This is a genomic window from Amycolatopsis sp. cmx-8-4, assembly GCF_046548675.1.
Classification (GTDB): Bacteria; Actinomycetota; Actinomycetes; order Mycobacteriales; family Pseudonocardiaceae; genus Amycolatopsis.
In genome coordinates this window covers 1-13,734 of record NZ_JAEBDZ010000060.1, presented here as the reverse complement: position 1 = coordinate 13,734, position 13,734 = coordinate 1, and the positions used below count along the sequence as shown (strand labels likewise).

Annotated in this window: 13 protein-coding genes; 4 read left to right on the top strand and 9 right to left on the bottom strand. The window is 65.7% G+C overall.

Going from position 1 to position 13,734, the window contains the following annotated elements; all coding sequences use genetic code 11:
- Positions 1-686 precede the first annotated feature (686 nt).
- The 4 genes from ACLJQZ_RS47895 to ACLJQZ_RS47880 all read right to left on the bottom strand — a co-directional run bounded on the left by ACLJQZ_RS47895 (position 687) and on the right by ACLJQZ_RS47880 (position 3,430).
- On the bottom strand, positions 687-1,145 hold the full coding sequence (locus tag ACLJQZ_RS47895) for a DUF6640 family protein (RefSeq protein ID WP_410628335.1): 459 nt from the start codon (positions 1,143-1,145) through the stop codon (positions 687-689).
- 349 nt (positions 1,146-1,494) lie between these two features.
- Entirely contained in the window at positions 1,495-1,896 is a 402-nt protein-coding gene (locus ACLJQZ_RS47890) for a TIGR03618 family F420-dependent PPOX class oxidoreductase (RefSeq protein ID WP_410628333.1), read from the bottom strand.
- Between the two features lie 23 nt (positions 1,897-1,919).
- The gene (locus ACLJQZ_RS47885) at positions 1,920-2,471 is read right to left on the bottom strand and encodes a quercetin 2,3-dioxygenase (protein WP_410628332.1); all 552 of its coding nucleotides are present in this window, start codon (positions 2,469-2,471) and stop codon (positions 1,920-1,922) included.
- A 50-nt stretch (positions 2,472-2,521) separates the two neighbouring features.
- Complete coding sequence (locus ACLJQZ_RS47880) at positions 2,522-3,430, bottom strand: NmrA family NAD(P)-binding protein (protein ID WP_410628330.1); 909 nt, start codon at positions 3,428-3,430, stop codon at positions 2,522-2,524.
- A gap of 107 nt (positions 3,431-3,537) precedes the next feature.
- Between ACLJQZ_RS47880 and ACLJQZ_RS47875 the strand changes: the two genes are divergently transcribed.
- Positions 3,538-4,128, top strand: a complete 591-nt coding sequence (locus ACLJQZ_RS47875; RefSeq protein WP_410628328.1) for a TetR/AcrR family transcriptional regulator — start codon at positions 3,538-3,540, stop codon at positions 4,126-4,128.
- Between the two features lies 1 nt (position 4,129).
- Here ACLJQZ_RS47875 and ACLJQZ_RS47870 read toward each other — a convergent pair whose 3' ends face one another.
- Positions 4,130-4,384, bottom strand: coding sequence for a hypothetical protein (locus tag ACLJQZ_RS47870; RefSeq protein WP_410628326.1), 255 nt, complete (start codon positions 4,382-4,384; stop codon positions 4,130-4,132).
- 804 nt (positions 4,385-5,188) lie between these two features.
- Here ACLJQZ_RS47870 and ACLJQZ_RS47865 point away from each other — a divergent pair.
- Positions 5,189-5,968, top strand: a complete 780-nt coding sequence (locus ACLJQZ_RS47865; protein WP_410628337.1) for a transposase family protein — start codon at positions 5,189-5,191, stop codon at positions 5,966-5,968.
- Between the two features lie 45 nt (positions 5,969-6,013).
- Here ACLJQZ_RS47865 and ACLJQZ_RS47860 read toward each other — a convergent pair whose 3' ends face one another.
- From ACLJQZ_RS47860 to ACLJQZ_RS47845, 4 genes are all read right to left on the bottom strand, one after another.
- Positions 6,014-7,264 carry an alcohol dehydrogenase catalytic domain-containing protein gene (locus tag ACLJQZ_RS47860; RefSeq protein WP_410628325.1) on the bottom strand — a complete coding sequence of 417 codons (1,251 nt, stop codon included), beginning with the start codon at positions 7,262-7,264 and terminating at the stop codon, positions 6,014-6,016.
- Complete coding sequence (locus ACLJQZ_RS47855; protein ID WP_410628323.1) at positions 7,254-8,735, bottom strand: PTS mannitol transporter subunit IICB; 1,482 nt, start codon at positions 8,733-8,735, stop codon at positions 7,254-7,256. The genes ACLJQZ_RS47860 and ACLJQZ_RS47855 overlap by 11 nt, the downstream gene beginning before the upstream one ends.
- Positions 8,732-9,499, bottom strand: coding sequence for a hypothetical protein (locus ACLJQZ_RS47850; RefSeq protein ID WP_410628322.1), 768 nt, complete (start codon positions 9,497-9,499; stop codon positions 8,732-8,734). Before ACLJQZ_RS47850 ends, ACLJQZ_RS47855 begins: the two co-directional genes overlap by 4 nt.
- Positions 9,500-9,710: 211 nt before the next feature.
- The gene (locus ACLJQZ_RS47845) at positions 9,711-10,676 is read right to left on the bottom strand and encodes a sugar-binding transcriptional regulator (RefSeq protein WP_410628321.1); all 966 of its coding nucleotides are present in this window, start codon (positions 10,674-10,676) and stop codon (positions 9,711-9,713) included.
- A 454-nt stretch (positions 10,677-11,130) separates the two neighbouring features.
- On the opposite strand from ACLJQZ_RS47845, the gene ACLJQZ_RS47840 reads away from it, so the two are divergent.
- Positions 11,131-11,943: an ANTAR domain-containing protein gene (locus tag ACLJQZ_RS47840; RefSeq protein WP_410628320.1), complete on the top strand. Its 813-nt coding sequence runs from the start codon at positions 11,131-11,133 to the stop codon at positions 11,941-11,943.
- Positions 11,944-12,243: 300 nt separating this feature from the next.
- Positions 12,244-12,951, top strand: coding sequence for a chemotaxis protein CheB (locus ACLJQZ_RS47835; protein WP_410628318.1), 708 nt, complete (start codon positions 12,244-12,246; stop codon positions 12,949-12,951).
- The last annotated feature ends 783 nt before the right edge of the window (positions 12,952-13,734 follow it).

The window sequence follows — 13,734 nt, the reverse complement described above, 5'->3', positions numbered from 1 at the left end:
ATACTGGTGAAGGCCTCGTCGGGTCGTGTTGAGTGTGGTAACCCAATCCAACCTGACGAGGCTCTTCATGTTGTGGAGACATCAACTTCGGCGAGTTACGGACACAACTTCTGGCAACCTGCTTAGGCGAGCGCACCTACCGCTTCAGCGAGCTACACAAACGGCTCGGCGACAGCCGCGGCCCGAGGATCCGCATCTCCCACGGGTCCTCGACCGCGCTGACCTTCATCAAGGTTTCGGCCACCCGCTCTGCGGGAAGGACCTGCTCGTGAGTAGTCCCGCCCCACGCCGTGACCGGGCTTCCCGCCGTTCCACTTGGGTCGCCGACTCGATGCCGACCCGTGCCGTGGCGTGACAAAGCCGAGCCGGCCGCCCGCACGGCTCCAGCGGGCCCCGCCGTTCGAGGTGCGATGAGTAGAGCCGTGCGCTGAGCGCTGACCCATTCTGTCTCGCCTTCGCCCGCGCCCAACGGCCAGTCAAAAGTAACGTCTGGCTGAGGCGACCGGGCTCCACCAAACCGGGTCAGCGTCCGCCACTCCCTGGATGCATCGCGGCTCTGCGCACACTCGGCTAACCTGTGCACCCGTTGATAGAGCGTCCGCACCCACTACAAGATCAGAATTCCGACAGTTCCCCGGGCGAACGAACGGTTTAGCTACTCCCGGCGAAGCGGCGAGACCTGATGATCAGCGGTCGGTCGCGCGGTCCGCAGCGAGTGCGTATCCCGCGGCGAGCAATGGCCACAACACGACCGCTTGCATCGTGAGCTGATTGGCGGGGATACCGGCGACGCGTCGTTCCTGGCCCGAGAACTCCGGGTCGGTCAATGCCGCCCCGGGGAGCAGGATCGCCGGCGCCTGAGCGGCCCAATACAGGCTGGCGAAGAGGGTGCCCCAGCGCAGCGCCGATCGTGGTCGGGTGCTCGGCCGCCAGAGCTGCCAGAGGCTCAGGCCGGCGAGTTCGAAGGCGAACGCGAGCGTCTGACCATTGGGGAACTTGGCGTGCGGAGGCCAGTTGGGGTTCTTGACGTGTGTTTCGTTCCAGTCGGCAGCCATCCCGCCCAACGGCGCGAAAACGGCTACCGCGGAGATCATTGCTTTGCCTACGACGCGGCGGGTCGAGCGCAACAGCGTGGACTGTGACATCACTGTCCTCGGCATTCTCGGTAAGCGAGCCAGATTCGGAGCACGACGTCCCCGAGTGACTCGGGGATGAAGTTGGGATAGTGGTCATTTGGATCATTCATGGCGGTGGCCCCGGTAATCAGGAAGAACCAGCACACATCGCGGGTCTATTCCTCAAGACATGCGTCGCGTCCACGGGCGTCGCTGATCTTGACGCGCCGCTGGTCCTACTGACGACGCTAGTTCAGGTGTAGCGCAGACTTATAGCGGTGCTGTTGGGGCCTGGGACTCCTCGGTCTACGGCTGGCCCTGCGACGAGGTCGAACTGGCCGCGAACCGGGGCGCAGCATGGTCGTACCGCGCGAGGATCTCACCACTCAAGGGTATGGACGATCTTGTCCACGCTGATGATGAGCTTCGCACGGACCTGATCACGGCCGCCGTACCAGGGGTAGGGGCCACCGAGATAGCGGCGGGCGAGAGTCTCGATGTGCTCGGCGGCTCCGACAGTGGTGACGCCGAGGACGTGTCCGCGTACGGCGAAGTAGCGGGAAGGGTCGTCGGGGTCGAGCACGCTGACGGCGACCCGAGGGTCATGTTCGATGTTCTTCATCTTGCGGTAGCCCTGGACGGTGCTGATCACGATGTGGTCGCCGTCGGTGTCAACCCAGGTTTGAGTGAGGTGCGGCGATCCGTCGGGCATCGTGGTGGCGATGAAGCATGGGCTGGGCCGCTGAAGCAAGGTCAGCAGCCCGTCAGGCGGAGTGGTCATGTCGAGTCGCCTCTCATGGTGAACTATCGAATCTCGGGTGCGTCGCGCTGGTCGGCGAGCAGGTCGTCGGCTTCGTCGGGACCGAGCCAGCGCTGGGTGTTCAGTTCCGCCGACCGGCTGAAATAGGCACTCTGGCGGTCCGCCGAGGCGGGTGGCTGCTCCTCCGGAAGCGGAAGCCGCAGCTCGGTGGCGGGGGCGCCGAGGTAGCTGATCTGTTCGGTGAAGCCGCCGGGGGTGTAAAGGTTGAGCACCCGCGCGGTGTCGGAGACGACCGCGAAGCCGTGCACGGTATTGGGCGGGACCGACACCACGGCACCGGTCTTGGCTGTCTGGATTTCGGTGCCGAGCTGGAACCGGATCTCGCCGTCGAGGAGGTAGAAGTACTCGTGCAGCCGTTCATGGACGTGCGGAGGCGGTCCGCTGCGAGCGGGCATCAGCTGCTCGAGCACGGTCAAGGCCCCTCCGGTGGTATCGGCGGAGGCGAGGACCGACCAGAGCGAGTCGACCAGCCAGAAGCGAGGGGCGTCCTCACGGGTCATCAGGAACGACGTGGCCGTCGGACCGTCGGTGATCATCAGGGTTGCTCCTTCGGATCAGGCAGAGATGAGAATGGGAACGACGCGGTTCATGACTGCGGCAGGCCGCGGTGCGCAGCGACGAGGTAGTCGTGCAGCCCGGTGGGGCGAACGTCGGGGTAGCGCTCGTTATCGGTGGCCGGAAATGGGGGCACCGTGAGCATGCTCAGCAAATACCACTCCTGAATCACCGACCACGGGTCTTCCGCGTCGGCGGTGATGCGGCGCAGGTCGTCGGCGTCGCCGACGACGTTGCGGGTCAGGGTCGTGCCGGCGAGGTGCTCGGTTTCGTCGATGATCGCGTTGAAGGTCGTCTCGGCGCCGGAGACGTAGTGCACGCCGGAGATTTCTGCGGGGTCGGTGGCGATCTTCGCGGTAAACCGCGCGGTGTCTTCGACGGTGGTGAGGTTGAAAGGCTCGTCACCGGTGCCCCACAGCGACACGGTGCCGGCGTTCAGGTCGATGATGCCGGCGGCGCGGGGGTCGAGCATCATGTCCATGAACCCGCCGTTGAGGACGTGGACCACCTGCAGCGGCATTGCGTCGATGACATTCGCTGCGCGCTTGCGGATGTCGAACTGCGGTGCGCCTTCCGGTGCCGCGAACAGGTCGATGGCAAAGTCCGAGGGCAGAAATCGTCGGGCTCCGTTGCGCACGGCCGATTCGGCGAGCGCGATCTGACCGTCCACGATGATCTCCGTGCCGCCCTGCAGGGCGGAGACGATGACATCCGTGCCCGCGGTCGCCAGGTTCAGGGAGGCGGGGTCGGTCACGTCGCCCACGACCACTACCGCCCCCTTCGCGACGAGGGCGTCGATGGCCTCGGCCTTGGCGGGGTCGTTGCGGGCGGAGGCGCGCAGCAGCAGCCTCAGGGCGATGTCGGACTGTGCGAGCAGGTGGTGGGCGATCCGGGTGCCGAGCACCCCGGTCGATCCGGCGAGAAGCACTGTGGTGGTCATGGCGATCGTTCAACTTTCCTGTTCCGGACGGGCTGACCTCGTGTCTTATTAATACGGTACCGTACAGTATCGATACGAGCCTGTCCAGTTTTGAGTTAGGATGAGCTATGACCTCAACTCCCCGGGCCCCCGGCCGTCCCAAGGACCCCGCGATCGACGAGGAACTGTTGCGGACGACGCAGGACCTCCTCATCGAGGACGGCTTCGAACGGCTGACCATGGACGCCGTCGCGCGGCGATGCGGCGCCAGCAAGGCCACGATCTACCGGCGCTGGACCAGCAAGACCGCCCTCGTCGTCGCCGCGGCTGCCGCCCTGTTCACCGCGCCCGACGTCCCCGACACCGGAGACCTCCGCGAAGACCTGCTGGCCTGTGGCCGCGCCTACATCACAGCGGACGGCCGTAACGCAAAGGTGCTGGCCAGCGTGCTCGCCGCGTCCCGGCACGATGCCGAGCTGCGCGATGCATCACAGGAAGCGCTCGGTGCGCCCTACAGCAGCTTGTTCGTGCAGGTGCTCTCCCGCGCGGTCGCGCGCGGAGTCCTGTCACCAGAGGTCGACATCGACCTGCTCGCCGAGGTCTTTCCCGCGATCGCCTATCACCGGATCGCCGCCGAGGGCCTCCAGGTAGTCGAGGCCGACATCATCCGAACGGTAGACAGCGTTCTCCTGCCAGCGCTGCACACTTTCACGAGGTGACTCAGATGCCGTCCGAGGTCGACTGGCGGACCGCCGCTCGGCTGCCGATTGCATTAAGAACCTCGTGAAGAGGATGCCGGCGAGACCTGTATTCTCGCCTGAAATGCTGGGACGTGTCCGACAAAGCAAAGACGCGTTGCTGAGATGCCGCAGCATGTGTCGACTTCAACTGTTGTCGGATGATCAGCAGACGTTGATCGAGGAGATTCAAGCACGCGTCCAGCGAAGAGGACGGCGTCGGCACAACATCTTCCATGCCACTGCTCCTTCGAAGGCCAGCGCGGATAACCTCGATTCTGCAGCTCCATTTCAGCCACAACCGCCAAGCGGGCAGCAGTCCTACTCAAGTGCCGTTTCATCTGCGCGTAGAGCAGTAGTATCTGTGGCGTCGGAAGGTGACGGGCGTGCCACTCGGTCAGCCAGACGCAGAGCCAAAGTTGTGCTTCTTGTAGGAGTACCCTGGTGAGCGACCGCCGCCTTGCGCACCGCCGCGCCTCGGCCACGGCGGCGACCAGTGCGGTCAGCTCAGGTATTCGCGACGTGGCGACTTCGTCGGGAAACCTCCCTAGATCCGGCAGCCGGGACAGTCCGACTCGCGCGCGCAGCAGGATTTCCGCGTGGCGCTGACGTCGAGGCCGATGTAGCCGGCGAGTCACTCTTTCGAATTCGAGGTTCAGCCGGTAGCGGCCATTGTGTCTGGTTCCAGATGACTTCTGGCGGTTGGCCCGTCGGGGCCCGAGGAGGTCCGAGGACGATTCATACACGGCATACTCCATGGGCGAAATTCCGGCAGCATCGGGGACGAAGTCTTCGTAGACGCATTCGAATGGGTTCAAGGTGACGTCCGTAAACTATCCATAGCTATACCCCACTCGATGTCACCGACGGGTCGTCTTCGATGATCAACGCGCAGCGGCGTGCAACTTCCGCAGAATGGCATCAATCACCGCCCAAGCCTGCCCGGCATTCACTCGGCTCAACCACCACGACCTACGCCCTAAGGGATGTCTCGTAACCCGGTGCCGGGCCAGCGGGGCCGGTAGTCGATCATGTTGGTGTGGTGCAGGTGATCACAGCGTCGCGGCCGGAGTGGATTGCCCCGTTCACCGGGCTGGAGCCGGGCCAGTTCCGCAAGCTCGCGCGGCTGGTCACGAAGCGAGGAGGCGACGAGATCACAGACGGTCGCCCGGGCCGGCAGTGGGCGTTGCCGCTGGCAGATCGGGTGTTGCTGGTCGCGACCTATTGGTGGACGAATCTGACGATGCGCCAGATCGGGCCGTTGTTCGGGGTGTCGCATTCCGCAGCGCATCGGGTGATCGACACGATCGGCCCGCTGCTGGCCCTGGCCCCGGTCCGCAAACGCCGGGTGGATGCGGTCGCGATCGTCGACGGCACCCTGGTCCCGACCCGGGATCATCGGCTGGCGACACCGTCGAAGAACTACCGCTACTCGACCAACGTGCAGGTCGCGATCGACGCCGAAACCCGGCTGGTCATCGCCACCGGCGACCCGCAGCCGGGCAGCCGCAACGACTGCACCGTCAACCGCGACTCCGGCATCGCCGAGCAACTCGCCGACCGGCCGGTGATGGCCGATGGCAGCTACCAGGGCAACCCGGAAGTCGTCATGCCCTACCGCAAACCCCGCGACGGCGCCGATCTGCCCGAGTGGAAGGACGACCTCAACGCCACCCACCGCAAGGTCCGAGCCTGGGTCGAGCACGTGCTGTCCCGGATGAAGAACTTCAAGATCCTCCGAGACTACCGCCGTGCGGCAAGCATTCTGGCCGACACCGTCTCCGGAATCGCGAACCTGCACAACATCATCCTCACCGACTGACGCAAACCAGCCCCACCAACCACAACGCCAGTTACGAGACAGCCCTTAGCCGAAAGCCGTCAGAACATACTCCTCCGCTGCCTGGTTCCAGATGTTGTCCTGTCCGGCGCAGAGCTCAGCCAGTGTCGCGAACCTGGAATCGATCGCGGCTCGAGGGAAGAATTCGGTGATCGCGGTCAGTTCCATCTCGATGTGTGGATAGATCAGGATCTTCCCGCCGGTGAACGACGGGAGTCCCATCAGTGCGTCGGGTACCGCGCTCAGCCCGCCGACGTGGGTAACCATTCGTGACGGATTGAGCGATCCCGAGGCGGACAGCCACAGTGACTCCTCCATGTCGGCGCGAGAGCCGCCGGACGTCCCCACAGCGTGGGTGCTCTCGTAGTGGACGTTGTAGAGATTCAGGCCGGCGGCGAAGGACCTGTCCGTGGGCCCCGCGAAGAAGTTCAGGCAGCCGTCCCGCCCCAGGATGGCGTCGCCCGTCTCCACGAGCTGGCGAACGGCCGCGAAGACCACGACGTCGTCGAAGCCTTTGTTGTCGACCAGATTCTGCAGAGGGGCGCGGGCGTCGATGTCCGCTGCGTTGAGGTACACCAGCTGCGTACCGTGAGCGGCCGCGTCTTCCGGCGGGAACAGCGCGCGCAGGCGTTGCAGTCGCTCGGTGCTGACATCCACGGCCACGACCAGACGAGGTCGGACCGGGCCGTGGAGTGCGTAGTCGATCGCCCCGATCCCCATGGCGCCCCCGGAGCCGAGCAACGCGAGCGATCCGCCTGGTTTGATCCCCATCTTGTGTTCCCGCACTAGCGGCTCCGTGTGGTAGCTGGAGCGAAAGGCGCCGATGATGCATGACATCGGCTCGGCCAGGGAGGCGTTCGCGTAGTAGCCGCCGTCGTAGGGCAGCACGCACCCCTTGTCGATGGCGATCCTGGGCACTACGCAGTACGTCGTGTCGCCGCCGAAGTATGGGTAGCTGTAGCCCGGTGAGTAGCCGCTGGGCAGGCCCATGGTCGGCAGGATCGCGACGCTCTGCCCCGCGGTGAACCGGTCGGACAATTCGTGGCCGACCTCTTCCAGCGTGCCCGCGAACTCGTGCCCGGTCATGACTGGTGTGGCCTCGATGTCGTCGGGCACCCGTTTGTGCTCTTCGCCCAGGGACAGCGCCTTGTATGTCGAGAGGCACATGCTGCTGCTGACGACCCTCAGCAGCAACTCGTCGGGTCCGATGTCCGGGAGTTCCAGCTCGCTGACAGCGACTTTGCCCCGGCCGTGGATGCGTGCGGCGTTAGCCCGCATTGTTGACCTCGCTCGTCGTGAGGGCGGCCCGAAGGTCGTCCAGGGCCGGGTCGCCGAGGTAGTTATTGATCGTTACGACTCGCACGTTGGGGCGTGCTCGGCGGACGCGGTCGGCCAAGTTCTTGTGCACCACCACCACGTCAGCGTCCTCGGAGATGCTTTCGATGGCGCTGTGAACCACTTCCACGTCTTCCCGGCCAGACGAAGTGAGCTTTTTCTTGAAAGAACTGGCTCCCATTACGCTGCTCCCCATGCCTGCGTCGCAGGCGAACACAACCTTGCGCACCAGATCCAGGCTCGTCGCCTCGGGTGCGGCGGGCGTGCCGGCGAGGGCATTCTCCAGGACCGCCTTGCCTTCCGCCTTCATTTCACGTGATCGATCGGTGAACTCCTGCAGGCCGAATTCGTCAACGGCATCGGACTTCTTGGTCATTTTCAAGATCAGTGAGGTCACGAGAAAGCTGACTACTGCCGCGACCAGGACACCGGAGATGATGCCGAGGTGATTGCCCGGCGGGGTGAGCGCGAGGTAGGAGAAGATCGAGCCCGGGCTCGGGCCCGCGACCAGCCCGACGTCGAACGCGCTGAAGGTGGCGATGCCCGCCATTCCCCCGGCGATCATCCCGATGATGGTGAGCGGCTTCATCAGCACGTAAGGGAAGTAGATCTCGTGGATGCCGCCCAGGAAGTGGATGATGATCGCACCCGGGGTGGTGTTCCTGATGACCTTCGAGTGGCCGAACAGCCAGAAGGCGACGAGCAGCCCGAGGCCCGGACCCGGGTTCGACGCGACGGTGAAGAAGATGGATTTCCCCGCCTGGGCGGCGTCCTGGAGTCCGAGCGGGTAGTACAGGCCCTGGTCGATGACGTTGTTGAGGAACAACACTTTGGCGGGTTCGTTGAGCAGCGACAACAGTGGCAGCACCCCGGTGTCCACCAGCACGTGGATGGCCCGCAGCATCCCCTGGTTGATGGCCGTGATGATCGGACCGATGCCCCAGTAGGAGGCTGTGATCAGGCCCAGGCCGAGGAATCCCAGAGTGAAGTTGTTGACAACCATTTCGAAGCCGGACTTGATCTTGCCTTCCAGCGCCCGGTCGATCTTCTTGATGAGCCACGCCCCGAGCGGGCCCATCACCATGGCACCGAGGAACATCGGGATGTCCGCGCCGACGATGAGCCCGATGGTGCCGAGCATTCCGGCGACGCCACCGCGCTGGCCGTGGACCAGGCGGCCACCGGTGTAGGCCAGTAGCAGGGGGAGCATGTAGGTGATCATCGGTTTGACCACCGAGGCGAGGTCCGCGTTGGACAGCCATCCCGTCGGGATGAACAGCGCCGTGAGGAATCCCCAGGCGATGAAAGCCCCGACGTTGGGGATCACCATGGCGGTCAGGAAGCCCCCGAAGGCTCCGACCCGAGCACGAAGGCCGGCGCGTGGCGCGCCTGCCGCAATGTCGTTTGTTGTCACCGTGCTTCTCCTCGATCGATCGATCCGTCTATGTTGAGGCGGAGGAAGAGGTCGACTTTGCTGCGGTCGGTGTCTTCAAGGACGCTCTGGATGTTGCGCAGGTCGCTGCGCTCGTAGAAGTCCGTCGCCGACAAGGGATCCAGCCCACCCCGTACCTTGCGGGCGATCAGCCGGTCGCGAAGCAGATCTGGTTCTGCGTCGATGAAGATGTTGTAGACGGAGTACTTTGACAGCCCGGACCAGCCGGGTCGATCCAGGAGCAGCCAGTTGCCCTCGACCAGGACGAGTCCCGCCCGGACCGGTTTGGCCTTCTCGACGACGTCGTGCCGGATCCGGTCGTAGACGGGCCAGGACACCTCACGGGTACCGGGAGCCCGAAGGTGGCGCTCGAGGTTCACGACGTCAAAGGTCTCCGGTGCCCCCTTGATGGCGTTGAGGCATACCGGTCCGGAACTCGTGTCCAACCAGTGGGTGTCGAGATGGGCTTGGGGGTAATGGAAACCGTCGATCCCGACGGCGTCGAAGTCCAGGTGCCGCGCGCGGTCCAATAGCAGGGCGGTCAAGGTGGACTTCCCCGTTCCCGGAGGAGCCACCAAGAACAGGAAGGTACGGATTCCCACCGACCGTGACGCCAGTTCTTCGATCAGTGGTACGAGGACATCATCGAGCAAGTGGTTGTCGCACAACGCATCGACGTCGACACCGTCCACTGTGACCCGGGTGCCAATGGCGGTTCGACTCGGGAGTCCGTTGGTCTCTGTCATCGCCCACTTCCCCGTGCGATCATATGAGCAAGGCCTGCTCATATGAGTGAGGCACAGGGTACAACTCCTGAACGCGCCGTCAAGAGGCCGCCACCGACGTTCTGGGGAAACGAACAGCAAATCCGGCCCACGCCGGCTGTACTGCCGTGGGCTGGTCAGACCGGCGAGTTCGGCGAACGCCGCTCCGGTTCAGTTCAGCTTGCCCCAGGGACTACCGGGATCGACGGTCCAACACGTGGGACTCGACGGCGGGCAGCCTGCGCAGGGCGACTGCAGTGCGGTCGTCGGTGATCAGCGACGTAATCAGGCCGGATCGGGCTGCCGCGGCGATGGCCCCGGCCTTCTCCACCGAGCCCGCGACGGCCAGGACACACGGGGTGCCGGCCAGCTCTGACACCGACACCGAGATCCTCCGCCTGGTGGCCTTGGCGTCGATCGCCGTGCCATCTTCGCGGAGAAAGATGCCCGCCATCTCGGCTTTGGCCTGCTTGAACGACAGTTCCTGACGATCCGCGGACGTCAGGATCGCGGGAAGTTCGGTGATCGGCGGTTCCCACGAGCCCACCGAGAGGACGGCAACCCCGAGGTCGGCATACAGGCTGAGGGCTGACTTGATCACCTGATCGGAGCGCAGGGATCGGGCCGCGGCCTCCGATGTCGCGAACAGCGGCGCGTAGATCGGCACGGCCTCGACGCTAGACTGATCGGCGATCCGGCGGATGACCTCCACAGGGGATCGCGCAAAATCCTTGCCGACGGTGCCCGTCAACTGGACGACGGTGCACGGCGCCAGGTCGGTCAGACGTTCGGCGACGGCGAGGAGGGTACGTCCCCACGAAAACCCGACGACATCTCCGTCGCGGACGCGGCTCTTGATGTGGGCGGCTGCGGCTCGGGCGAGCCTGCGGCGGTTGTCGTCCTCGGTGTCACCAGCCTTGACGACGATGCACTCCTGCAGACGCAGATGAGCGGCGAGGTCCTCGGAAAGCGCTGCCCGGTCGGCGTCCCGCTCATTGATCTCGATCGTGACGACGCCCTCTTCACGCGCCTGTTGGAGCAGGCGCGCAACTCGGAACCGAGACATGGAAAACGTCTCGGCCAGCTCTGTCTTCGACACATCCTCGATATAGAAGCGACGAGCGATGTCCGACAAGAGCTGCCACTCGGCGTCATCCACCTTGAGCAATCCTCTCCCTGCGGCCCAGCCTCTCCGGCCCTGGACTACGTGGTTCCGGCCACAAAGGGCGTGTCACAAGGACCCTATAACTTAACTCGGACAAGGCCACCAGTCCAGAGCAGCTAGGGGATTCTTCTCACAATCGCCTCCGCCTGGGATCTGCGCCTCTACCCCGGCCGCAATCACCATGGATTCGCCGAACCCGCTCGCGAAACGCTAGATCGGACGGCTGGTACCGCGACGGCAGTCAGCCGTGTTGGGATGGATCATCGTTGTAGATGTCGACGTGGGTGCTGGGTCAGCTGGGCCGGTTGCATGAGCGGATCGCGGGCCGGCTCGCGTGGTCGGAGCCGCAGGACCCGGGCGCGGGAGTACGTGTCCAGGCGGGCCGCGAGCTGGGAGTGCAGAACATCTGGACACTGGCCGAGCAGGCCGCCGAGGTATCCCCAGATGGATGCAGCGGCTGTTGCGATGGGCCGATTGGCGCTTCGACGGTCTCCGCGATGACCTGCGGGACTACGTGGTCGAGCATCCCCGTGAGCCGGATGGCGCACTGGTCGTGGACGACGCCCGGATTCCTGAAGGAGGGCTTAGTGACGGCGGGGATGCAGCGAGTTCGAGACGAACCCGCGTCAGGCGATGGCGATGCTGGCGCGGCCGGCCTGACCCTGGCCGACGAGCAGGGCGGCCTGCAGGTCCTTGCCTCCTCCACCGAACAGGCCCGCCTGCTCGAGCTGTGCCAGCTCGGCATCGACGAGGGCCCGGGCGTGGACTGCTACACCGGCGAGCCCGCGTGCTGGTCGCCGACATCGCCGCCCAGTCCGCCCGGTGGCCCCGGTTCGCCGCCGCGGCCGCCCGCCAGGGGTTCGCCTCGGTCCACGCGCTGCCCATGCGGCTGCGCCGGCAGACGATCGGCGCGCTGCACCTGTTCGGCGAAGTGCCGGGCGAGCTGTCGGCCGACGACGTGGACCTGGCCCAGGGCCTCGCCGACACGGCGACGATCAGCATTCTGCAGGAACGCGCCATCCGCCGCGGCGAAACGCTGTCCGAGCAGCTGCAGACAGCGTTGAACAGCCGAGTGATCATCGAACAGGCCAAGGGCGTCCTGGCCGTAACCGGCAGGCTCAGCATGGCCGACGCCTTTACGACCCTGCGCAACTACGCCCGCGCCAACAACACCCGCCTGAGCGAGGTCGCTCGCGCCCTCGCCGACAGGGAACTCGAACCGGCCGTCGCTCACCCGGGCGGCGGCCGACCGCCCCGCTGACCCCACCCCGGCTACACGTGAGCCCCCTGTTCGATCCGGCATTCTCGGTGAATAACCGACAGGCGCAGCGTCCAACCGGACGCCGCGCCGACAGGACCGATCTCCTGTCGACGACCGAGCCCGGCACCCCGCCGTGACAACATGGCTCTGCGTCGGCAGGTGGCGCCCGGCCCCGAGACCCGGGCACCGCCAGCCACACGCTGCAGCCCGGACGGCAGAAGGCGGCTGATGGACAACACAACTCCAGACCAGCCCGCGAACGCCGCCTCGACCGGCCCGCGGCATCCTGTCGTCGCCCTCGTGACCTCCGCCGGCGGGCTCGCCGCACTCACCCATGTCCTCGCCCCGCTCCCCCGCGGCCTGTCCGCCGCCCTCCTGGTCGCGTGCCATCAACCCGCTGATCGTCCCAGCCGACTGGTCTTCCTGCTCGACCAGCACACCGACCTGACCGTCCGAGCAGCCGAGGACGGCGCCCAGCTGACGCCCGGCGTGGTCCTGGTCGCGCCACCGGGTCGGCACCTGATGATCACCTCACCGACCCACGTCGGGCTCCTCGACACCGGCCCGCACCGGCCGCGCCCGTCAGCGGACCTGCTGCTGACCACACTCGCTATAGCATGCGGGACGCGCGCGGTGGCCGTCGTCCTCACCGGCGCCGGCACCGACGGCCAGCTCGGTGTCCGCGCCGTCACCCACCGCGGCGGCACCGTCATCGCCCAAGACGAGGCCAGCAGCGCCTACTTCTCGATGCCCGCCGCGGCGATCGCCACCGGCCAGGTCCAGAAAGTGCTGCCACCAGCCGGAATCGCCACCGCCATCCACGATCACGTCATCGCCCGCACCGCAACGGTCACCCGACTCGAACTCGCAAACACACCGCGTCCTCGCCTCCCGGCGGACGTCGAGGAATTCAATCCTTTTGACCTCTCGCCCGAAAGGCAACCTCCCGGCAAAGCGCCGGCCGCGAGTCCGGTCGATCCCTCCCCCTCGTCGACCGGACTCGCCTGAACTCCGACCGGTGATCCTCGCCAGAGACCGCACGTTCAAAACCAACGGGCAGCAAGGGCAGTGCGCTGCTGGTCAGCCGGAATCGGACCCTTAAATCGGAGGGTGGTGCCAGCCCGGCTACGAGGAGGGCGTCGTCACCGGACTCGCCATGGCCGTTGAGCGACCGGCCCGGTTTCGCCGACGACGACCACCTGCCTGTCGCTCCGGGGGCCCTGGCCTGGGCCGGCAATTTCGACCATCCCCACGCTGCGCCGCGACGGGGGGCCGTTTGCCTCTATTTACACCGATCAGGCGCGAGCCATCCTATCTGCGGAGCCTTTCCTCCGCACCTCGCGCGCTGGGGCTTGGCTCTGGGTGACCGGCGGGTATCGCCCCCCGAGACCGCCGGTCACCACCCCCACCGGGGCCCTGTCACCACGGAGACCGGTGGCGGCCCGGCCAGCCTGCACCCGGCTGCCTGACAGTGGCTCGCGCGGCCGTTGACATCACCGTTCCGAGGCCGCCGAGCCATCATTTTCTGATGGCGTCAACTGACATTGATCTGCTGGTACCTTTTGTCACCTGTCCTCTGGCGGCTGGAGCCGCAGCGGCACAGGCCAGCCGGTGACAGCGTGGCGCCGCTGGCGGCGAGGTACACTCGACGACGTGGTGGTTGACTAGTACGGCAGCCGCAGTGTGTGACCTTGCGGCGTGTCGTTGTCATGAAGGCGGCCACCGCGTGATCGACTTCAAGGTGTGTTGGATCTCGAAGAGGACGCGGTGGCCGCGTCGTGGACTGTAGTT

What these genes read in the sequence shown, in the direction of transcription:
- ACLJQZ_RS47840 (WP_410628320.1), top strand. Translation starts at nt 11,131, where the DNA reads ATGCAGCGGCTGTTGCGATGGGCCGATTGGCGCTTCGACGGTCTCCGC.
- ACLJQZ_RS47880 (WP_410628330.1), bottom strand. Translation starts at nt 3,430, where the DNA reads ATGACCACCACAGTGCTTCTCGCCGGATCGACCGGGGTGCTCGGCACC.
- ACLJQZ_RS47850 (WP_410628322.1), bottom strand. Translation starts at nt 9,499, where the DNA reads ATGACAGAGACCAACGGACTCCCGAGTCGAACCGCCATTGGCACCCGG.
- ACLJQZ_RS47860 (WP_410628325.1), bottom strand. Translation starts at nt 7,264, where the DNA reads ATGCGGGCTAACGCCGCACGCATCCACGGCCGGGGCAAAGTCGCTGTC.
- ACLJQZ_RS47895 (WP_410628335.1), bottom strand. Translation starts at nt 1,145, where the DNA reads ATGTCACAGTCCACGCTGTTGCGCTCGACCCGCCGCGTCGTAGGCAAA.
- ACLJQZ_RS47890 (WP_410628333.1), bottom strand. Translation starts at nt 1,896, where the DNA reads ATGACCACTCCGCCTGACGGGCTGCTGACCTTGCTTCAGCGGCCCAGC.
- ACLJQZ_RS47875 (WP_410628328.1), top strand. Translation starts at nt 3,538, where the DNA reads ATGACCTCAACTCCCCGGGCCCCCGGCCGTCCCAAGGACCCCGCGATC.
- ACLJQZ_RS47870 (WP_410628326.1), bottom strand. Translation starts at nt 4,384, where the DNA reads ATGGAAGATGTTGTGCCGACGCCGTCCTCTTCGCTGGACGCGTGCTTG.
- ACLJQZ_RS47885 (WP_410628332.1), bottom strand. Translation starts at nt 2,471, where the DNA reads ATGATCACCGACGGTCCGACGGCCACGTCGTTCCTGATGACCCGTGAG.